This window comes from Nocardioides daeguensis (genome assembly GCF_019192965.1).
Classification (GTDB): domain Bacteria; phylum Actinomycetota; class Actinomycetes; order Propionibacteriales; family Nocardioidaceae; genus Nocardioides; species Nocardioides daeguensis.
Window position 1 is genome coordinate 17,682 of record NZ_JAHTKU010000013.1, and the last position, 19,878, is coordinate 37,559.

At 72.4% G+C, this 19,878-nt stretch carries 16 protein-coding genes; 9 read left to right on the top strand and 7 right to left on the bottom strand.

Translation table 11 applies throughout. The annotated features are described in order from the left end of the window. Nucleotides 1-107: 107 nt before the first annotated feature. The 4 genes from KU893_RS11650 to KU893_RS11665 all read right to left on the bottom strand — a co-directional run bounded on the left by KU893_RS11650 (nt 108) and on the right by KU893_RS11665 (nt 5,410). Nucleotides 108-1,400: an ABC transporter permease gene (locus tag KU893_RS11650; RefSeq protein WP_218234536.1), complete on the bottom strand. Its 1,293-nt coding sequence runs from the start codon at nt 1,398-1,400 to the stop codon at nt 108-110. Beyond that, a complete protein-coding gene (locus tag KU893_RS11655) occupies nt 1,397-2,647 on the bottom strand; it encodes an ABC transporter permease (protein WP_257441605.1) in 1,251 nt (416 codons plus the stop codon). Before KU893_RS11655 ends, KU893_RS11650 begins: the two co-directional genes overlap by 4 nt. After that, the gene (locus tag KU893_RS11660; protein WP_218234537.1) at nt 2,644-4,158 is read right to left on the bottom strand and encodes an ABC transporter ATP-binding protein; all 1,515 of its coding nucleotides are present in this window, start codon (nt 4,156-4,158) and stop codon (nt 2,644-2,646) included. The genes KU893_RS11655 and KU893_RS11660 overlap by 4 nt, the downstream gene beginning before the upstream one ends. 145 nt (nt 4,159-4,303) lie before the next feature. Next, nucleotides 4,304-5,410 carry a BMP family lipoprotein gene (locus KU893_RS11665; RefSeq protein ID WP_257441606.1) on the bottom strand — a complete coding sequence of 369 codons (1,107 nt, stop codon included), beginning with the start codon at nt 5,408-5,410 and terminating at the stop codon, nt 4,304-4,306. Between the two features lie 216 nt (nt 5,411-5,626). Here KU893_RS11665 and KU893_RS11670 point away from each other — a divergent pair, with 216 nt between their 5' ends. After that, nucleotides 5,627-6,073 (top strand): cytidine deaminase, encoded by a 447-nt coding sequence (locus KU893_RS11670; RefSeq protein WP_218234538.1) that lies wholly within the window; start codon nt 5,627-5,629, stop codon nt 6,071-6,073. Next, complete coding sequence (locus KU893_RS11675; protein ID WP_218234539.1) at nt 6,070-7,359, top strand: thymidine phosphorylase; 1,290 nt, start codon at nt 6,070-6,072, stop codon at nt 7,357-7,359. Before KU893_RS11670 ends, KU893_RS11675 begins: the two co-directional genes overlap by 4 nt. 192 nt (nt 7,360-7,551) lie before the next feature. On the opposite strand, the gene KU893_RS11680 is transcribed toward KU893_RS11675, so the two are convergent. Genes KU893_RS11680 through KU893_RS11690 form a run of 3 tightly spaced genes read right to left on the bottom strand, consistent with a single transcriptional unit; the run spans nt 7,552 to nt 11,194 of the window. Further along, on the bottom strand, nt 7,552-8,958 hold the full coding sequence (locus KU893_RS11680) for a YlbE family protein (protein WP_218234540.1): 1,407 nt from the start codon (nt 8,956-8,958) through the stop codon (nt 7,552-7,554). Continuing rightward, nucleotides 8,955-10,430, bottom strand: a complete 1,476-nt coding sequence (locus KU893_RS11685) for an AllF/FdrA family protein (protein WP_218234541.1) — start codon at nt 10,428-10,430, stop codon at nt 8,955-8,957. The genes KU893_RS11680 and KU893_RS11685 overlap by 4 nt, the downstream gene beginning before the upstream one ends. Beyond that, nucleotides 10,427-11,194 carry an oxamate carbamoyltransferase subunit AllH family protein gene (locus KU893_RS11690; RefSeq protein ID WP_218234542.1) on the bottom strand — a complete coding sequence of 256 codons (768 nt, stop codon included), beginning with the start codon at nt 11,192-11,194 and terminating at the stop codon, nt 10,427-10,429. Before KU893_RS11690 ends, KU893_RS11685 begins: the two co-directional genes overlap by 4 nt. A 120-nt stretch (nt 11,195-11,314) precedes the next feature. On the opposite strand from KU893_RS11690, the gene KU893_RS11695 reads away from it, so the two are divergent. From KU893_RS11695 to KU893_RS11725, 7 genes are all read left to right on the top strand, one after another. Continuing rightward, a complete protein-coding gene (locus KU893_RS11695; RefSeq protein WP_218234543.1) occupies nt 11,315-12,544 on the top strand; it encodes a PucR family transcriptional regulator in 1,230 nt (409 codons plus the stop codon). 168 nt (nt 12,545-12,712) lie between these two features. After that, nucleotides 12,713-14,074 (top strand): uracil-xanthine permease family protein, encoded by a 1,362-nt coding sequence (locus tag KU893_RS11700; RefSeq protein WP_218234544.1) that lies wholly within the window; start codon nt 12,713-12,715, stop codon nt 14,072-14,074. Continuing rightward, complete coding sequence (locus KU893_RS23600) at nt 14,071-14,940, top strand: FAD binding domain-containing protein (protein WP_218234545.1); 870 nt, start codon at nt 14,071-14,073, stop codon at nt 14,938-14,940. The genes KU893_RS11700 and KU893_RS23600 overlap by 4 nt, the downstream gene beginning before the upstream one ends. Then, nucleotides 14,937-15,434 carry a (2Fe-2S)-binding protein gene (locus KU893_RS11710; protein WP_218234546.1) on the top strand — a complete coding sequence of 166 codons (498 nt, stop codon included), beginning with the start codon at nt 14,937-14,939 and terminating at the stop codon, nt 15,432-15,434. Before KU893_RS23600 ends, KU893_RS11710 begins: the two co-directional genes overlap by 4 nt. Continuing rightward, nucleotides 15,431-17,821: an aerobic carbon-monoxide dehydrogenase large subunit gene (gene cutA, locus KU893_RS11715; RefSeq protein ID WP_218234547.1), complete on the top strand. Its 2,391-nt coding sequence runs from the start codon at nt 15,431-15,433 to the stop codon at nt 17,819-17,821. The genes KU893_RS11710 and cutA overlap by 4 nt, the downstream gene beginning before the upstream one ends. Further along, entirely contained in the window at nt 17,818-18,444 is a 627-nt protein-coding gene (locus tag KU893_RS11720; RefSeq protein WP_218234548.1) for an SRPBCC family protein, read from the top strand. The genes cutA and KU893_RS11720 overlap by 4 nt, the downstream gene beginning before the upstream one ends. Then, nucleotides 18,441-19,844, top strand: coding sequence for an amidase (locus tag KU893_RS11725; RefSeq protein WP_218234549.1), 1,404 nt, complete (start codon nt 18,441-18,443; stop codon nt 19,842-19,844). The genes KU893_RS11720 and KU893_RS11725 overlap by 4 nt, the downstream gene beginning before the upstream one ends. The last annotated feature ends 34 nt before the right edge of the window (nt 19,845-19,878 follow it).

Sequence of the window (19,878 nt, forward strand, 5' to 3'; positions counted from 1 at the left end):
GATCTCGTGACGCGCCACGACCTCGCTTGCTTCGCTGCGCGAGCTCGCCGGCGCTCCTCGATCTTCGGCCGCTCACCGCGGGTTCGCAGGCTCACCCGCGGGCGGCCTCACTCCTTGCGGTACGGCACGCCGTCGGCCGCGGGAGCCCGCGAGGCGCCGACCAGGCCGGCGACGGCGATGATGGTGACCACGTAGGGCAGCATCAGCATGAACTGGCTGGGCACCGGGGAGCCGATCACCGACAGCGCCAGCTGCAGGTTCGACGCGAAGCCGAACAGCAGCGCCGCCAGCGTCGCGCGGATCGGGTCCCAGCGGCCGAAGATGACGGCGGCGAGCGCGATGTAGCCGGCGCCGTCGGTCATCTCCTCGCCGAACTGCGGCACCGAGACCAGCGTGTACGTCGCGCCGCCGGCCCCGGCGACGAGGCCGGCGATCAGCAGCGTGGTGTAGCGGGTCCGGTTGACCTTGATGCCGACGGTGTCGGCCGCCTTCGGGTGCTCGCCGACCGCGCGTACCCGAAGGCCCCACTTGGTGCGGTAGAGCGCCCAGGCGACGACCGCGACGGCGACGTACATGAGGTAGACGAGGATCGTCTGGCGGAACAGGACCGGGCCGATCACCGGGATCTGGCCGAGGACGGGGATCGGGAGCCGCGAGAAGTGCTCGGGCGCGTTGAGGGTGTCGGGGTTCTCGGTGAGAACCTGGCCGAACAGGAAGCTGGTCAGGCCGATCACGAGCACGTTGAGGACGACGCCGACGATGACCTGGTCGACGAAGTAGGTGATCGCGAAGAAGCCGAGCACCAGCGCCACCAGGGCCCCGGCGAGCATCGCGGCCACCAGGCCGCCCCACGGCGAGCCGACGAGGGTGCCGACCATGGCGGCGGCGAAGGCGCCGAAGAGCAGCTGGCCGTCGATGGCGATGTTGACCACGCCCGCGCGCTCGCCGAGAACGCCGCCGAGCGCGCCGAACACCAGCGGTACGGCGAGCGTGATCGAGCCGCCGAGCAGGCCGATGACGGTCAGGCTCTCGTCGGCGGCCGCCCAGGTGAGGAAGGCCGTCATCGCGAGGAGGGCGAAGAGGCCGACCAGCCACAGCGGCGTACGGCGCCCGCGGCTGGCGAGCAGCGCGGAGGCGGCGGTGCAGGCGGCGAGCAGGACGACCAGCGTCCAGACCGTCGCCGTCGAGGGCAGCGTGATCTCGGGCAGGTCGAAGAAGTCGGTGTCGGTCGCCAGCTGGAAGGTGGTGTCGCCGGCGCGCGCACCGAGGCCGACCAGCAGCGCCACCAGCAGCGTGACGACGCCCAGCATGATCGGGGCCTTGAGCGCGGCCCGCCGCGGGACGGCGACCGGCTCGGCGGACTTGTCGATCGGGACCGGGACCTTGGCGGTCGTGGTCATGCCGTCGCCTCCTTCGGCAGCCGGAAGATAGCTCGCACCAGCGGGGGAGCGGCGATGAACAAGACGATGAGGGACTGGATGACCAGCACGATCTCGACCGGGATGCCCTCGGCGGCGGCCATCGAGAAGCCACCGGCCTTGAGCCCGCCGAACAGGAGGCCGGCGGCGAGGATGCCGAGCGGGCGCGAGCGGCCGAGCAGGGCGACGGTGATGGCATCGAACCCGATGCCGGCGTCGAGGTCGACGGTGACGCCGCTGGTCGTCGTACCGAGGATCTGGTTGACGCCCGCCAGGCCCACCAGACCGCCGGCGATCAGCATCACCACGAGGTAGGTGCGGCCCACGTTGATGCCGGCGGCGCGCGCGGCGTCGGGGTTCTCGCCGACGGCCCGGAACCGGAAGCCGAGCGCCGACTTGTTCAGCAGCCACCACACCACGGCCACCGCGACGAGCGCGATCAGGAAGCCGGCGTGGAGGTTGAACCGGTCGCCGAGCAGCTTGGGCAGGACCACCGACTCCGGCATCGGCTGCGACTTCGGGTTCAACGAGCCCGGCGCCTGCAGCAGGCCCTGCTTGGAGAGTGCGTAGAAGACCAGGTAGTAGCCGACGTAGTTGAGCATGATCGTGACGATCACCTCGTGCGCGCCGCTCTGCGCCTTGAGGAAGCCCGCGATGCCGGCCCACAGGGCGCCGGCCAGTGCACCGGCGAGCACGGCGAGCGGCAGGTGCAGCACCGTCGGCAGGTCGACGCTGACGCCGACCCAGCCGGCGGCGGCGCCGGCCAGCAGCATCTGGCCGCGACCACCGATGTTGAACATGCCGGCCCGGAAGGCCAGGCCGACGCCGAGGCCCGCGAGGATGAGCGGGCCGGCGAACTTGAGGGTCTCCGTCAGCGGGCGGATCCGGCCCTGGAAGCCCTCGAGGTTCGTGTTGTAGACCGCGCCGCGGAACAGCGCGCTGTAGGCGTCGGAGATCGAGGTCCACACGGCGCTGAAGAAGTCGGTGGGCCGGGCGCCGATGTAGCCGGCCGTGTCGCGGACGTTCTCGTCGGTCAGCAGGATCATCAGCGACCCGACGACCACCGCCAAGAAGACCGACAGGACCGCGACCATGGCGTTGCCGGCCACGATCTCGCGCAGCACGCCGTCGAAGCGGCCGGGCTGCTGGGGCGGCTCCTTCGGGTCCTTCACCGCGCCGGCTGCCGGCGCCCCGGCGGGGGCCGGCTGGGTCTCGTCGTTCGTGCTCACGCGGCCGTTCCTTCCGGGCGCTCGCCGGCCATCATCAGGCCGAGGGTCTCGCGAGGTGTGTCGGCCGGGACGATGCCGACGACCTGTCCGCGGTAGAGGACCATGATCCGGTCCGAGAGGGCGACGATCTCGTCGAGCTCGGTGGAGACCAGGAGCACCGGTACGCCGGCGTCGCGCGTGGCCACCACCTGCTTGTGGATGAACTCGATGGAGCCGACGTCGACGCCGCGGGTCGGCTGCGCGGCGACCAGCAGGTTGAGGTCGCGCGACAGCTCGCGGGCCACGACGACCTTCTGCTGGTTGCCGCCCGAGAGCTGGCCCGCCTTGGCCTGGATCCCGGACGCGCGGACGTCGTACTCCTCGAGGGTGCGTTGCGCGAAGTCCTCGAGGTAGCCGGAGCGGATGGTGCCCGCGGACACGAACGGCTTGCCGTGGCTGCGGTTGAGCATCAGGTTCTCGGCGATCGTGAACTCGCCGACCAGGCCGTCGACCTGACGGTCCTCCGGGATGAACCCGACGCCCGCGTCGAGGACCTTGCGGACCGACCGACCGACCAGTTCGTGGTCGGCGAGCCGGATCGAGCCGTGGACGTGGGCCTGCAGGCCCATGATCGCCTCGGTGAGCTCGGTCTGGCCGTTGCCCTGGACGCCGGCCACGCCGAGCACCTCGCCGCGCGCGATCGTGAAGCTGATCCCGTCGAGGTGGGCGTGGCCCGCGTCGTCGGTGACGCGGAGGTCGCGCACGACGAACATGTCGGGTCCCGGCTGGGCCGGCTCCTTGTGCACCGTCAGCTCGACCGGGCGGCCGACCATGAGGGCGGCGAGCTCGGCGTTGGTGGCGGTGGGGCTGGCCTCGCCGACGACCGCGCCACGACGGATGACGGTGATCCGGTCGGCGATCGCGCGGACCTCGCGCAGCTTGTGGCTGATGAAGACGATCGCGGTGCCCGAGGCGCGGAGCTGACGCATGATCCCCATCAGCTCGTCGGTCTCCTGCGGGGTGAGCACCGCGGTCGGCTCGTCGAAGACGAGGACCCGGGCGTCGCGGGAGAGCGCCTTGATGATCTCGACGCGCTGCTGGACGCCGACGGGCAGGCTCTCGACCAGGGCGTCGGGGTCGACGTCGAACCCGAAGCGCTGGGAGATCTCCCGGACCCGCTGGCGCGCGGCGTCGAGGTCGAGGGTGCCGGCGAACCCGGTGGCCTCGTGGCCGAGCATCACGTTCTCGGCGACGGTGAAGACGGGGACCAGCATGAAGTGCTGGTGGACCATGCCGATGCCGGCGGCCATGGCGTCGCCGGGGCCGGACAGCCGGAGGGGCGCGCCGTCGAGGAAGATCTCGCCCTCGTCGGCCTGGTAGAGGCCGTAGAGGACGTTCATCAACGTCGACTTGCCGGCGCCGTTCTCGCCGAGCAGGGCGAGGATCTCGCCCTCGCCGACGGTGAGGGAGATCCGGTCGTTGGCGACCAGGGGGCCGAAGCGCTTGGTGATGCCCCGGAGTTCGAGCGTCATGGAGGGATCCTCTCGGAGCCGACGAGAAGTTGCCAGCAGGTGCGTCGCGAACGCCGCGGCGATTCCACGGCGTTCCGGGGCAGGGAAGCATCCGGGGGAGGTCGGGAACCGACCTCCCCCGGACCCCGCTAGCGCGGGACGGTGCTCACTTCTGGTTGAGGTACGACGTCACCGGGATGGTGCCGTCGATGATGCCGGCCTTGACCGTGTCGAGCTCGGACTGCAGCGTCGGGGAGACCTTCGACTCGAAGTTGTGGAACGGCGCGATGCCGACCCCGTCGTTCTCGAGCGTGCCGACGTACGGCGTCGGGTCGAAGTTGCCCTCACCCGCGGCCACGACGGCCTCGATGGTGGAGGTCTTCATGTTCTTCAGGATCGAGGTGAGGACCAGCGCCTGGGTCTTGGGGTCGGTCTCGTAGAAGTCGGCGTCGACACCGACCAGCGCGACGTCCTTGCCGGAGTCCTCGATCGCGGTGAGCGCGCCCTGGTAGATCGGGCCACCGACCGGCAGGATCACGTCGGCGTTCTTGTCCAGGATCGACTTGGCGGTGTTGGTCGCCTTCTCGTTGGCGTCGAAGCCACCGGTGAAGACGCCCTTGTCGTTGCCCTCCCAGCCGATGAGCTTGACGTCCTTGCCCTTCTGCTGGTTGTAGTAGTCCACGCCCTGCTTGAAGCCGTCCATGAAGATCGTGACGGTCGGGAACGGCTGGCCGCCGTAGGTGCCGACGGTGCCGGTCTTCGTGTAGTCCGCCGCGGCGTAGCCGGCCAGGAAGGCGGCCTGCGCGGTGTCGTAGAGGATCGGCTTGATGTTGGGGGCGTCGGCCTTGCCGTCGAAGGTCTTGCCGTCGGCGCCACCGTCAGCGGCGTCGTCGATGAGGACGTACTCGATCTCGGGGTTGGCCTTGGCCGACTCGATGGTCGCGGCGGAGAGCGCGAAGCCGACGGTCACGATCAGGTCGCAGCCCTGGCCGACGAGGTTCTCGAGGTTGGGGGCGTAGTCCTGGTCGGTCTTGGACTGGACGTCCTTGTAGTCGGTGCCGAGCTCCTTGGCCGCGTCCTTCAGGCCCTCGTAGCTGAGCTGGTTGAACGACTTGTCGTCGAAGCCGCCCGCGTCGGAGACGATGCAGGGGAGGAAGTCGCTCTTGGCCGAGCCCTTCTTGTCCTCGTCGGGGGCGTCGCCACATGCGGCCAGGGCCGCGCTCGCCATGAGCGCCACGGCCGCGGCGGCCGTCGTCCTCTTCCAGGTCTTCACAGATGTCCTCCAGGTCGGCGCCCGGCTCCGAGCGGCAGGGCAGCTTGTTTTCGGTTCGCACAGCGTTGGTTCTGGTATCCCGGGTGCATCCTCACCCAAGGACCGCCCGGCGGGAAGCGCATTCGTCGAAACGGTTACCAACTTGGGACATTTCCCGTCGAGACCTGCCCACGCGCAAGATCCTCGCGAGAACGGGAAATGGCCTAGCGTGACCGCGTGGTCGACTGGGACATCCTCACGCAGGCGGCGCGGGACATCGCCGCACGGGCCTACGCGCCGTACTCCGGCTTCCGGGTGGGCGCCGCCGCGCTCGCCGACGACGGTCGCCTCGTGGTCGGCTGCAACGTCGAGAACGCGGCGTACGGCGTCACGCTGTGCGCCGAGTGCGGGCTCGTGTCGCAGCTGCACGCCACGGGGGGCGGCCGGCTCACCCACTTCGTGTGCGTCACCCGCGACTCGCAGGGCGACGCCGAGGTGATCATGCCGTGCGGGCGCTGCCGCCAGCTGCTGTGGGAGAACGGCGGCGCCGCCCTCGAGGTGCTGACCCCGACGGGGGTGCTGGCGATGGACGCCGTGCTGCCGCAGGCGTTCGGCCCCGCCGACCTCGACCGCGCCGCCGACGGTGTGGCCCGCGTGGACACGACTGGTACAAACGCCTCGTGAGCACGCACGACGCCGTCGAGGTCATCCACGCCAAGCGTGACGGTGGCACCCTGACCACCAGCCAGATCAACTGGATGGTCGACGCCTACACCCGCGCCGCCGTCGCCGACGAGCAGATGTCGTCGCTGCTGATGGCGATCCTGCTCCGGGGCATGGACCGTCGCGAGATCGCCGACTGGACCGCGGCGATGATCGCGTCCGGTGAGCGGATGGACTTCACCGCGCTGTCCCGCCCGACCGCGGACAAGCACTCCACCGGCGGCGTGGGCGACAAGATCACGCTGCCGCTCGCGCCGCTCGTCGCGGCGTGCGGGGTCGCCGTACCCCAGCTGTCCGGGCGGGGCCTGGGCCACACCGGAGGCACGCTGGACAAGCTCGAGTCGATCCCGGGCTGGCGCGCGCAGCTGTCCAACGAGGAGATGCTGGCGCAGCTGGAGTCCGTCGGCGCCGTGATCTGCGCGGCCGGCGACGGTCTCGCACCGGCCGACAAGAAGCTCTACGCGCTGCGCGACGTCACCGGAACCGTCGAGGCGATCCCGCTGATCGCGTCGTCGATCATGAGCAAGAAGATCGCCGAGGGCACCGGCGCGCTGGTGCTCGACGTCAAGGTCGGCAGCGGAGCGTTCATGAAGGACGTCGACCGGGCGCGCGAGCTGGCCGAGGTGATGGTCGGTCTCGGCACCGACGCCGGGGTGAGGACGGTCGCGCTGCTGACCGACATGTCGGTGCCGCTGGGTCTGACCGCCGGCAACGCGATCGAGGTCGCCGAGTCCGTCGAGGTGCTCGCCGGCGGCGGCCCCGCCGACGTGGTCGAGCTGACCCTCGCCCTGGCCCGCGAGATGCTCGCCGCGGCCGGCCGCGGCGACATCGACCCCGCCGACAAGCTCGCCGACGGGTCGGCGATGGACGCCTGGCGGCGGATGATCCAGGCGCAGGGCGGTGACCCCGACGCCGACCTGCCCGTCGCGCGCGAGCAGCATGTCGTGGTGGCGCCCGCCGACGGTGTGCTCACCCGGCTCGACGCCCTGTCCGTCGGCATCGCCGCCTGGCGCCTGGGCGCCGGCCGCGAGCGCAAGGAGGACCCGGTGCAGGCAGGTGCCGGCGTCGTGTGGCACGCCCGCCCGGGTGACACCGTCCGGGCGGGGGAGCCGCTCTTCACGCTGCACACCGACACCCCCGAGCGCTTCGAGCGCGCGCTGGCCTCGCTGGAGGGTGGCTACGACGTCGCGGCCCCCGGGACGACGTACACACCTGGTCCGCTGGTCATCGAGGCCGTCCGCGGGTGACCTTGCGAAGCCGCGGTGAACGGCCGAAGGTCGAGGAGCGTCGGCGAGCTCGCGCCGCGGAGCAAGCGAGGTCGTGACGCGTCACGAGACCCGGCGAGGTGCTGCCGGAACTGTCGATGGACAGGTCCGGCAGCACGGCGAGGCGTCTCGATACGCCGCTCGCTGGCGCTCGCGGCTACTCGACGACCTCGGTCAGCCCCGTTCCCGGGTACGCCGGGCCAGCTCGGCCAGCGCCGCGGGGAAGATCGACGCGGGCGGGGTGACCAGGCCGGCCCCCACCTGGCCGACACCGGCGACCTTGCCGGCCATGCCGGTGTTGATCTGCGGCAGGATGCCGGTGCGGCACACCGAGGTGACGTCGATGCCGGTGGCCGCGCCGGCGAAGTCGAGGACCGGGATCGGCCAGCGGTTGTTCTCGCCGATCGTGATCTCGCGCATCCGGCGACTCGTGGCCAGCGCGTCGGGCACGGTGCCGCCGACGAAGCGGACGATCGCGGGGGCCGCGGCCATCGCGAAGCCGCCGATGCCGGCGGTCTCGGTGATGGCGGAGTCGCCGATGTCGGGGTTGGCGTCGTCCGGGCCGTAGTCGCCGAGGAAGAGGCCGTCGGCGAGCTGGGCCGGACCGGTGAACCACTGGTCGCCGGTGCCCGACACCTGGATGCCGAAGTCGGTGCCGTTGCGGGCCATCGCGACGACCATCGTCGAGCCGGGGACGTCGCGAGCGGCGTCGAGGGCCAGCTTGCAGGCCGGCATCGCGACGTTGAGGAAGAAGTGGTCGTTGCCGCCCATGAAGGCGAACGCCTCGGCGACCTCCTCCGCGGACCGCGACGAGCGGACCAGCGACGGCGCGATGTCGCGCAGCAGCATCAGGGTCCCGGCGCGGTTGCGGTTGTGCGCCTCGTCGCCCATCTGCAGCATCTGGCCGAGGATCGCGGTCGCGTCCACCGGACCGGCCGCCGAGACGGCCTCGCCGAGCAGCGGCCCGAGCACGTCGCGCATCCAGCGCAGCCGCTCGAGCACCTCGGGGCCGTAGGCGCCGTACCGCAGCACCTTGCCGAGGCCCTCGTTCAGCGAGCAGTACGTACGCCGGCCCGTGGCCGGATCCTCCAGCACGAACATCCACATCGACGGCGAGACCACGCCGGCCATCGGGCCGACCGCGCCGCGGTGGTGGCACGGCTCCAGCGAGACGTCGGTGCCGGACGCGAAGAGCGCCTCGGCGTCCTCCGGGTCCTCGACCAGGCCCTCGAACGCGGCGGCGCCCATCAGCGCGCCGCGCAGCGGACCCGACGCGCGGGCCCACTCGATCGGCGGGCCGGCGTGCAGGAACTGGCCCTTCTCGAGGCCGAGCAGCTCGGAGGCGGGCGCGACGCCGACGAGCATCGCCTGCACGTCGAGCATCCGGGAGACCGCGAGCGCGTTGGCGTCGCGGCGCAGCGGGTCGGCGGCGACGGTCGCGAGGTCGTCGGCGGTGCCGTCCATCGGCGGCTTCCAGTCGACCCGCTCCACGGGCACGGCCTGGCCGGCGACGGCGGTGGCGAACATGTCGGCGCCGACCGCGGCGACGGCGGTGGGGGCGACGCTGGGCAAGGCGGTCATCGGGCGGCTCCGTTCACGAGAGCGATCGCGCGGCGGGTCGCCGCGGCGTTGGACAGGTGGACCTCGGCGCCGGCGGCGGCCAGGGCCTCCGCCTGACGGGTGAGGCCCTGCGGGTCGGTCGACGTACCGACGCAGGCGACGACGACGGGCACGTCGCGCACGGCACGGGCCGCGGCGATCGCGGGCGCGAGCTCGGCGGCCGGGTCGTCCTGGGCGCCGTGGCCGAGCACGACGTCCAGCAGGACGACAGCGGTCTCGGGGTCGGCGGCGACCTTGGCGAGGTGCTCGAGGCGCAGCGTCGGGTCGATCATCGGGTGCGCCCGGCCGCGGGTGAGGCCGTCGTCGCCGAAGTCGATCATCAGGTGCCCCGGGCTGAGCAGACCGGCATCGAGCTCGAGCTCGGGCGACAGCGGGATGTTGCTGCGGATCGGGCCGAGGTCGGCCGCGGCGATCAGCATCGCCTCGTCGCACAGGGTGCCGCCGACGAAGAGGCCGCGCAGGGCGCTCCCGCCCGACGCGCTGCGGACGGCGGGCGTGCCCCACACCGGCCACTGCGGTACGGCGACCCCGAGGTCGCCCAGCAGCGCCTCGACCTGCGTGGTGAGGTCGGGCTGGCCGGCGCCGAGCAGCGCGAACCGCACCGGTGTGGCGAGGTCGGTGGCGTCCTTCTCGACGGCCGCGGCCACCTCGGCGGCCGGCGGCTTGGAGACGACCACGACGTGCTCGACGCTCGGGTCCGCGTCGAGGCGCCGCAGCGCGGTGGTGGTGGAGATGCCGCCGATCGCGGCGGACAGGTCGCGGCCACCGACGCCGAGCGCCGCGGCCACCCCGACGCCCGCGGCGTCGAGCAGCGCGAGGACCTGCTGGCAGCCGGTGCCGGACGCGGCGACGATGCCGACGCTGCCCGGGGTGACGGTGTTGGCGAAGCCGAGGCCGACACCGCCGACGACCGCGGTGCCGCAGTCGGGGCCCATCACCAGCAGGCCGCGGTCGCGGGCGATCCGCTTGAGCGCGAGCTCCTGCTCGACCGGGACGTTGTCACTGAAGATCATCACGTCGACCCCGGCGTCGAGGGCGTCCATCGCCTCGACCAGCGCGGAGGCGCCGGGCACCGACACCAGCGCCAGGTCGCCGCCCGCACGCCGCAGCGCGGAGCCGGTGGTGCGCGGCGGCTCGGTGACCGCGCCGCCCGAGGAGCCCTTGCGGGCCGCGGCGAGCGCCGCGTCGACGGCCGCCAGGGCCGCGGGCAGCGCCGCCTCGTCGTCGAGCCGCAGCGCCACCACCATGTCGTTGGTGCTGGTGGCGGGCAGCGTGAAGCCCATGCCCTGCAGCACCTCCACGTTCAGCTCGGTGGCCATCGCCACCTGTGCGGCGGCGACACCGGGCGTGGCGGCGACGTCCCGGCTGACCTGCAGCAGCGCGACGCTGTCGGCATAGGCACCGGGTCGGATCTCGACGTGCTGATGCGTCATCGAGTGCTCCCTTCAAGGGCTTCGTGGGTGATGGATGCGGAAAGTGCGAGGTGGGCGCCGAGGAGCATCCCGGCGCCCGAGGTGTGCCCCACCGCGAGGAGTACGGCGACCGCGTCGGCGTCGCCCGTGGCGAGGGCGCGGCGGAAGGGTGCGATCGCCTCGCCGTCGGCCGCGTGCCGCAGCAGCGCGGCGGACAGGCCGGTGGTGCGGGGCAGCTGGTCGGCGAGCGCCTCTGCGACGGCGCCGGTGTCGCCGCCGGCCGCGCGGGTCGCCACCAGCCAGCCGGCCAGCACGTCGTCGCCGACCGGGGTGAGCCCGTCGCCGCGGCCGACGAGGGCGGGCACGGCCGCCGGGTCGCCGCAGGCGAGCCGGTCGAGGGCCCCGGCGGGGAGCTGGTCGCGTGCGGGGGAGAGGTCGGCGGGCACGGCCCTCAGCCGACGCGCCGCGCCGGGGCCGAGCGGCGCGACCGCGAACCGGACCAGGCGGGTCACGGCCACGGTCAACGGGCCGACCCGCAGCAGGCCGGCCCCCGCGACGACCGGGGCGCCGAGGGCGACCTCGGGGAGGTCGGTGAGCGCGGTCTGCGCCGCGCAGGGGACGTGCACCGCGCCGCGGGCCAGCACGCCGACGACCCGCGAGCCGAGGTCGGCGTACACCGCCTGGCGACCGGCGTGCACGACCCGCCCGGCCGTCCGCGGGCCGTCGAGCAGGGCGCGTAGCGCCGGCGAAGCGGCACTCCCGACGACCTGATCGACCCGTTGCACCTCTGGGACGCTAACGGCAGGGATAAGGTGCATCGAATGGTGAGCATTGCCAACGTCCGAGCAGAAGTCGGGCAAGAGTTGATAGCCACCGCGGGCGGCGGTGTCGCGCACGATGGCGTCATGGACGTCGAGGAGCTTGCCGAGTCGCTCGCCCAGCTGGTGCTGGCCGGAGCCGACCTCGGCGACCTGGTCGCCGCGATCGGCGACGCCCTCGGCGTGCACGTGGCCGTCACGACGACCGACGGGCGCGAGCTCGCGGCGCGCATCGACGCGGCCATGCGCGAGCGGATCACCGCCGCCGGGCTGACCGACGAGACGGGGCGGCTGCGGGTCGAGTGGCTGGGGGACCGCGGCGGTCACGAGGGCCAGCCGGTGACCGACGCCCACGTCCACCGTGAGCCGCTCGCCGCGCCCAACCAGGCCCTCGGCCACCTGGTCGCGATCGCCGAGGGCGCTATGGCCCCCCAGCAGGTCGTCGCGCTGCAGCGCGCGGGCACCGCGGTCTCGCTCTCGATCACCCGCGAGCAGGCGGTCTCGGCCGTCGAGCACAAGTACCGCGGCGACTTCCTGCGCGACGCCTTCCTGGGCCGCGCCGGAACCGACGACTTCGTGCGCGAGCACGTGGCCGGGTTCGGCTGGGACCTGACCGGGCCGACGGTCGTGCTGGCGGCGCAGATCGACCCGCAGCCGTCGTACCAGCCCCCGGCGTCGATCGAGGACCGCCGCCACTGGCAGGAGCGCTTCGCCAACGCCTGGCGCCAGGTGGCGGCGTCGGTGGACCGGTCCATCCCGATCGCCGACTTCGGCTCCGAGGTGGTGGCAGTGCTGCCGGCCGAGGACCCCGAGGCCGCCACCGCGCTCGTACGACGACTCGTGGTCGCCGTCGCCGGTGACAAGGGCGGCGGTCGCCGCCCCTTCACCGCGGGCGTCGGGCGGGCCGCGTCGAGCCCGTCCGGGCTGCCGGAGAGCTACTCCCAGGCACGTCGCGCGCTCGAGGTCGGTCGCCGGTTCCGCGGCACGAGCACCACCACCTGGTTCGACGACCTCGGCCTGCACCGGCTGATCGCGATGGTGCCCGACACCGAGGAGCTGCGGGCCTTCGCCCACGACGTCCTCGGCGAGCTGGCCGGGTCGTCGGAGGAGGCGGTGACCCTGCGCGAGACCCTGCAGGTCCTGCTCAACACCAACTTCAACGTGGCCGAGGCCGCTCGCACGCAGTTCTTCCACTACAACACGATGCGCTACCGGGTGGGCAAGCTCGAGCGGATGCTCGGGCCGGTCGCGTCCGACCAGAACCTGCGCCTCGACGTCGCGGTCGCGCTCAAGGTGCTCGAGGTCGTCAGCCGGTGAACGGCGTGATGTCGTCGATGTGAACCGGCGCGGAATCGCGGGCAACTTCCGCCAGCAGTTCCCCGGGATCCTTTGGCGAATGTGGCCAGTGAGGTGTGATCTGGCCCTCAATAGGTTGGTTCCTCTCGGAGCCCCAGCAGTGCACCCCCCAGTTCAGGAGGATCCAGCATGTCGATGTTCAAGTGGGAGGTCGTGAACCCGGCCCCCGGCGAACCGGTCGCGCCGAACCAGCGACTCCCGTGGGGCCGGACCGTCGGCCTGGGCGCTCAGCACGTCGTGGCCATGTTCGGCGCCACCTTCGTGTTCCCGCTCGTCATGGGTCTCGACCCGAACCTGGCCATCATGTTCTCGGGGCTGTGCACGATCGGCTTCCTGCTGATCTGCAACAACAAGGTGCCCAGCTACCTTGGCACCAGCGCCTCCTTCGTCGCCGGTGTGGCCGCCATCCGCACCCAGGGCGGTGACTCGGCCGACGTCACCGGCGCGATCCTGGTCGCCGGCCTGGTGCTCGCCGCGATCGGCGTCGCCGTCCACTTCGCCGGCGCCGGACTGATCCACAAGATCCTGCCGCCCGCCGTGACCGGCGCGGTCGTCATGCTGATCGGCTTCAACCTGGCCCCGGTCGTGGCCGGCGTCTACTGGCCCCAGGACCAGTGGATCGCGCTGGCCACCGCGGCGTTCATGGTCTGCGCCTCGGTCCTGCTGCCGGGCTTCTGGTCGCGGATCGCGGTCTTCCTCGCCCTCGTCTTCGGCTTCGTCGCCTCGGTGGTGGCCGACAAGGTCTTCGGCCAGATCACCTCGGTCCCCGGCGGCGCCACCGAGGCCGTCGCCCACGACCGCGTCTCGTGGGATGCGGTCAAGGCCGCCGACTGGATCGGCTTCCCGAGCGGCCAGCTCGCCGACGGGGTGTCGGTCGTGCACGGCCCGAGCTTCTCGCTGACCTTCATCCTCCTGGTCCTGCCCGGCGTCATCGCCCTCATCGCCGAGAACACCGGCCACGTCAAGGCCGTCGCCGAGATGACCGGCGAGAACCTCGACCCCTACATGGGCCGCGCGATCGGCGCCGACGGTGCCGCGACCGCGTTGGCGAGCCTCTTCGGCGGCTCGCCGACCACGACCTACGCCGAGAACATCGGCGTCATGGGCGCGACCAAGGTCTACTCGACCGCGGCCTACTACGTCGCCGGTGCGGTCGCGATCCTGCTCGGGCTGTCCCCGAAGTTCGGCGCGATCGTCAACGCCACCCCGGGCGGCGTCCTCGGCGGCATCACCGTCGTGCTCTACGGCATGATCGGCCTGGTCGGCGCCAAGATCTGGGTCGAGAACAAGGTCGACTTCGGCAACCCGGTCAACATGGTCGGCCTCGCCGCCGGTCTGATCGCCGGCATCGGCGGCGTCACGCTCAAGATCACCGACGACTTCGAGCTCGGCGGCATCGCCCTCGGCACCATCCTCGTCATCGTCTTCTTCCACGCCGTCAAGGGACGCACCGCCGACGCCACATCGGGAGAGGTGACCAAGAGGCTGTGAAGCCCGCACCGTTCGACTACGTCCGGCCGGGGACCCTGGAGGAAGCCCTCCAGGCCCTGGCCGGGCACCCGGAGGCCAAGGTCCTCGCCGGAGGACAGAGCCTCGTCCCGCTCCTCTCGATGCGGCTGGCCGCACCGGCCGTGCTGGTCGACATCAACGACCTGCCCGACCTCGACCACGTCCGGGTCGTCGCCGACGGCGTCCGGATCGGCGCCCTCGCCCGGCACGCCGCGGTCCTGCGCGACCCCGACGTCGCCCGGGTGCAGCCGCTGGTGCCGCTCGCGCTGGCCAACGTCGCGCACGCGACGATCCGCAACCGCGGCACCACCGTCGGCTCGCTGGTCCACGCCGACGCGGCCGCGGAGATGCCGATGGTGCTGCGGCTGCTCGAGGGCTCGCTCGACGTCGCCGGCCCCGGCGGCCGCCGTACGATCCCCGCCGACGAGCTCTACGTCGGCCCGCTCGAGTCCAGCCTCCACCACGACGAGATCGCGGTCGAGGCGTTCTTCCCGGCGCTGCCGGGCGGGAGCGGGGTGGCGTTCGAGGAGATCGCCCGCCGGCACGGCGACTACGCCATGTGCGGCGTCGCGGCCGTGGTCGCCGTCGAGGGCGACCGGGTGGTGAAGGCGTCGGCCGGCTATCTCTCCGTCTCCGACATCCCGACCGTGGTCGACCTGACCGAGGCGCTCGACGGATCGGTCGACGACACGGCCCTCGCCGCGGCCGCCGACGTCGCGCTGGAGCAGCTCGACCCCGAGACCGACATCCACGCCACGGCCGACTACCGCGCGCACCTCGCCCGGGTGCTCACCGCGCGGGTCGTGACCGCGGCCTACGAGAACGCACGCGAGGAGCAGCAGTCGTGACCGAGCAGACCCATGAGATCAGGCTCAGCGTCAACGGCGTCGAGCACGAGGCGGCCGTGCCCGCCCGGCGGCTGCTGTCCGACGCGCTGCGCCACGACCTCGGCCTCACCGGCACCCACGTCGGCTGCGAGCACGGCGTCTGCGGCGCCTGCACCGTCCTGGTCGACGGCCAGCCGATGCGCAGCTGCCTGATGTTCGCGGTCTCCGCTGCGGGGCACGAGATCACCACCGTCGAGGGCCTCGCCCGGCCCGACGGCGAGCTCGGGCCGGTGCAGCAGGCGTTCCGGGAGTGCCACGGCCTCCAGTGCGGCTTCTGCACCCCCGGCTTCCTGACCACGATCACCGCCGGCATCGCCGAGAACCCGGATCCCACCGAGGACGAGGCGCGCGACATGGTCGCCGGCAACCTGTGCCGCTGCACGGGATACCAGAACATCGTCAAGGCCGTGTGCCGCGCCGCCGAGATCGCCCGTGAGAGCGAGGCCGTCCGGTGACGACCAAGATGATGGGCGCCAAGGTCCAGCGGGTCGAGGACGACCGCCTGGTGCGCGGCACCGGACGCTACGTCGACGACGTGGCCCCCGACGCCCTGCACGCCGCGGTGCTGCGCAGCCCCCACGCCCACGCGCGGATCGTGTCGATCGACGTCGACGCCGTCCTCGACGTCGAGGGCGTGCACGCGGTGTGGACCCACGAGGACCTCGAGGGCGCGATGGCCGAGCCGCTGCCGCTGCTCATCCCGCACCCCACGTTGACCCACGGCCGCACCCAGTACGCGCTGGCCAAGGACGAGGTCAACCACGTCGGCGAGGCGATCGCCTTCGTCGTCGCCGACGACCGGTACGTCGCCGAGGACGCCCTCGCGCGGATCGTCGTCGAGTACGAGCTGCTGCCCGCCGTCGTCGGTATCGAGGCCGCCCGCACGGCCACCCACCTGGTCCACGACGACGTCCCCGGCAACGTGGCCGCCCGGATGGAGCAGTCCAACGGCGACGCGGCCGCGGCCATCGCCGCCGCGCCCCACACGCTCTCGCTCGACCTGAAGATCGAGCGCAGTGCCTGCATGCCGATGGAGGGCCGCGGCACCGTCGCCCGCTGGGACCCCGACCAGAACCGCCTGCAGGTGTGGACCTCGACCCAGACCTCGACCGGCGTCCGCGCCGCCGTCGCGGCCAAGCTCGGCCTCGACCTCGGCCAGGTCGACGTGATCACGCCCGACGTGGGCGGCGGCTTCGGCGTCAAGATCGTGCACCCGTGGCCCGAGGAGCTCCTCGTCCCGCTCGCCGCGCAGCGGCTCGGCCGGGCCGTGAAGTTCACCGAGGACCGGCGCGAGCACTTCATCTCCTCGGCCCACGAGCGCGCCCAGATGCACCACGTCGAGGTCGGCTTCGACGACGAGGGCCGGGTGCTCGGGCTCGACGTGAGGTTCTGGCACGACCACGGCGCGTACACGCCGTACGGCCTGATCGTCCCGATCATCACCTCCACGCAGCTGCTCGGGCCCTACAAGCCCGGCGCCTACCACGTGCAGTTCGACTCGCTCTACACGAACACCGTGATCGTCACGCCCTACCGCGGCGCCGGCCGGCCGCAGGGCTGCTTCGTGATGGAGCGGACCATGGACGCGATCGCCGCCGAGCTCGGCAAGGACCGGGCCGACGTGCGGGCCGTGAACTTCATCCAGCCCGACGAGTTCCCCTACGACCAGGGCCTGATCTTCCAGGACGGGCGCGAGCTGAAGTACGACTCCGGCGACTACCCGGCCATGCTCGCCAAGATCAAGGAGCTCGTCGACTGGGACCACTTCGAGGACTTCCGTGCCGCGAAGGCCGCCGAGGGGAAGCGGGTCGGCCTCGGCCTGGCCTGCTACGTCGAGGGCACCGGCGTCGGTCCCTACGAGGGCGCGCACGTGCACATCGAGACCTCCGGCAAGGTCAAGGTCGCCACCGGCCTCACCTCGCAGGGCCAGGGCCACCAGACCGCGTTCGCGCAGATCGTCGCCGACGAGCTCGGCGTCCGGTTCGAGGACGTCGAGATCACCACCGGCGACACCCGCCGGATGCCGTACGCCGTGGGCACCTTCGCCTCGCGCGCGGCGGTGATGAGCGGCTCCGCCATCCACCTCGCCGCCAAGCGCACGAAGGAGAAGGCGCTGCGGATCGCGGCCGACGCGCTCGAGGCCGACGTCGACGACCTCGAGATCGTCGACGGCGTCGTGAGCGTCAAGGGCACCGACAGCTCGATCCCGCTCGGGACCGTCGCCGTGCTGTCCAACCCGCTGCGCTACGCCTTCGACGAGGCGTCCAAGGCCGCCACGCAGTTCAATGTCGGCGACCCGACGAAGCCGCCGGTCGCCGAGGACGACGAGCCGGGCCTGGAGGGCAAGGACTTCTACTCGCCGCCACGCTCGACCTTCGCCTCCGGCATGCACGCCGTGATCGTCGAGACCGACGTGGAGACCGCGGAGATCCGGATCCTCAAGTACGCCGTCGTCCACGACTGCGGCCACCTGATCAACCCGATGATCGTCGAGGGCCAGATCCACGGCGGCGTCGCGCAGGGCGTCGGTGGGGCGCTCTACGAGCGGATGGCGTACGACGAGTCCGGCCAGCTGCTCAACGCCTCCTTCATGGACTTCCTGATGCCCTACGTCACCGAGGTGCCGGCCAGCATCGAGATCGACCACCTCGAGACCCCGTCCCCACTCAACCCGCTCGGCATCAAGGGGGCCGGGGAGGCCGGCGTGATCCCCGGGTCCGCCGCCTTCGCCGCCGCCATCGAGGACGCCGAGCGGTTGCCCATCACCGCCATGCCCATCTCGCCGTCGGAGCTGTTCGCGCTCCGCGCGACCCACGCCCCCCACGCTCAGGAGTCGAAGTGAAGATCTCCGGTCAGAACGCCATCGCCGCCCCCGTCGACAAGGTCTGGGAGGCGATCCTCGACCCGCGGGTCCTGGTCGCGACCATCCCCGGCTGCGAGCAGCTCGAGGCCACCGGCGAGAACGCCTACGCCATGACGGTCAGCGCCGGCGTCGCCGCGATCAAGGGCACCTACTCGGGCTCCTGCCTGCTCCAGGACCTGCGCCACGGCGAGGGCCTGACCATGAAGCTCAAGGGCGCCGGTGCGCCCGGCACGATCGACGCGACGGTCCTGGTGAGCTTCAAGGACGACGGCGCCCAGACCGTGCTCTCCTACGACGCCGACGCGGTCGTCGGCGGCATGATCGGCGGCGTCGGCCAGCGGATGCTCACCAGCGTCTCGCGCCGGATGGCCGCCGAGTTCTTCGGCAACGTGGAGAAGGTGATCGCCGGCGGGCTGCCCGCCGCCGTCGCGGCCGCCGAGCCGGCCGTCTCCGCCGAGGGTGCGCCGGTCTACGCGGCGGCGCCGAAGGCTGCTGCTCCGTCCGCTGCCGGGGGCGAGTCGTTCCTGCTCGGCGTCGCCGTCGGCGGCGGCCTCGTGCTCGCCGGCGTCATCGTGGGCGGGCTGCTGGGCCGTCGGCGATGAGCCACCCCACGGCCTCGCTGTCGGTCGACTCGACGGCACGGGACCAGGCGGCCGCCGTACGTCGTCGGGAGATCTCGGCCCGGGAGCTGCTCGACCTGCACCTCGACCGGATCGCCGCGCGCAACCCCGAGCTGAACGCGATCGTCTCGCTCGACGAGGAGCGTGCCCGGGCCGGCGCCGCCGCCGCCGACGAGCTGCTCGCGTCGGGTGCCGACGTCGGGCCGTTGCACGGCCTGCCGTTCGCGTTCAAGGACACCCACGCGGTGGGCGGCTGGCGCACGACGTACGGATCCACGGTGATGGCCGACAACGTGCCGGAGCGCGACGAGCTGATCGTCGAGCGGGTGCGCGCCGCGGGCGCGTTCACGATCGGCAAGACCAACGTGCCGGAGTTCGCGGCCGGGTCGCACACCTTCAACAAGGTCTTCGGCACCACGCTCAACCCGGTCGACCCCACCCGCTCCGCCGGCGGGTCGAGCGGGGGAGCGGCCTGCGCCCTGGCGGCGGGCATGGTCCCCCTCGCCGACGGCTCCGACATGGGCGGCTCGCTGCGCAACCCCGCGTCCTTCTGCGGCGTCGTCGGGATGCGGCCCAGCCTCGGGCGGGTGCCCGAGTGGCCGCTGTACAACCAGTGGGAGACCACATCGGTCGGCGGACCGATGGCCCGCAACGTCGGGGACCTCGCCCTGCTGCTCTCCGTCATGGCCGGCCCCGACCCGCGGGCCCCACAGGCCCTGGGCGATCCGGGGGCGTCGTTCGCCGCGCCGGTGCCGGCCCCACTGGCCGGACTGCGGGTCGCGCTGAGCGTCGACCTGGGCGGCGCGCTCGAGGTCGACCACGAGGTGGCGGCCGTCGTCGAGGCCGCAGGGCGCGCCCTGGCCGGGGCGGGCGCGGCCGTCGGGGCGTCGTACCCCGACCTGACGCTCGCCGAGGACACCTTCCGCACCCTGCGCGCCTGGCACTTCCAGGCCAAGCTGGGCTCCCTGCTCGCCGCGCACCCCGACGCCTTCAAGCCCTCGCTCGCCGACAACATCCGGCTGGGGGAGGCGCTGACCGGTGCCGACGTCGCTCGCGCCTACACCCAGCGCACGGCCCTGTCCGAGACGATGCGGTCGTTCTTCGGCGACCACGACGTGCTCGTGCTCCCGGTCTCACAGGTCCCGCCGTTCCCGGCGACCAGCGAGTTCCCCACCGAGATCAACGGCAAGCCGATGGCGACCTACCTCGACTGGATGCGGTCGGCGTACTTCATCACCGTCACCGGCTGCCCCGCCATCTCCGTCCCCTTCGGCACCACCTCCTCGGGGCTCCCCGTGGGCGTCCAGCTGGTCGCCCGCCACGGTGCCGACCGGCAGCTGCTCGAGGTGGCGCTCGCGGTGGAGGGGCTGGCTGCGGGCTGATCTGGGCGGGGAAAAAGACAGAATCACCGGCCGG

What these genes read in the sequence shown, in the direction of transcription:
- KU893_RS11650 (WP_218234536.1), bottom strand. Translation starts at nt 1,400, where the DNA reads ATGACCACGACCGCCAAGGTCCCGGTCCCGATCGACAAGTCCGCCGAG.
- KU893_RS11660 (WP_218234537.1), bottom strand. Translation starts at nt 4,158, where the DNA reads ATGACGCTCGAACTCCGGGGCATCACCAAGCGCTTCGGCCCCCTGGTC.
- KU893_RS11680 (WP_218234540.1), bottom strand. Translation starts at nt 8,958, where the DNA reads ATGACCGCCTTGCCCAGCGTCGCCCCCACCGCCGTCGCCGCGGTCGGC.
- KU893_RS11685 (WP_218234541.1), bottom strand. Translation starts at nt 10,430, where the DNA reads ATGACGCATCAGCACGTCGAGATCCGACCCGGTGCCTATGCCGACAGC.
- KU893_RS11695 (WP_218234543.1), top strand. Translation starts at nt 11,315, where the DNA reads ATGGACGTCGAGGAGCTTGCCGAGTCGCTCGCCCAGCTGGTGCTGGCC.
- KU893_RS11700 (WP_218234544.1), top strand. Translation starts at nt 12,713, where the DNA reads ATGTCGATGTTCAAGTGGGAGGTCGTGAACCCGGCCCCCGGCGAACCG.
- KU893_RS11725 (WP_218234549.1), top strand. Translation starts at nt 18,441, where the DNA reads ATGAGCCACCCCACGGCCTCGCTGTCGGTCGACTCGACGGCACGGGAC.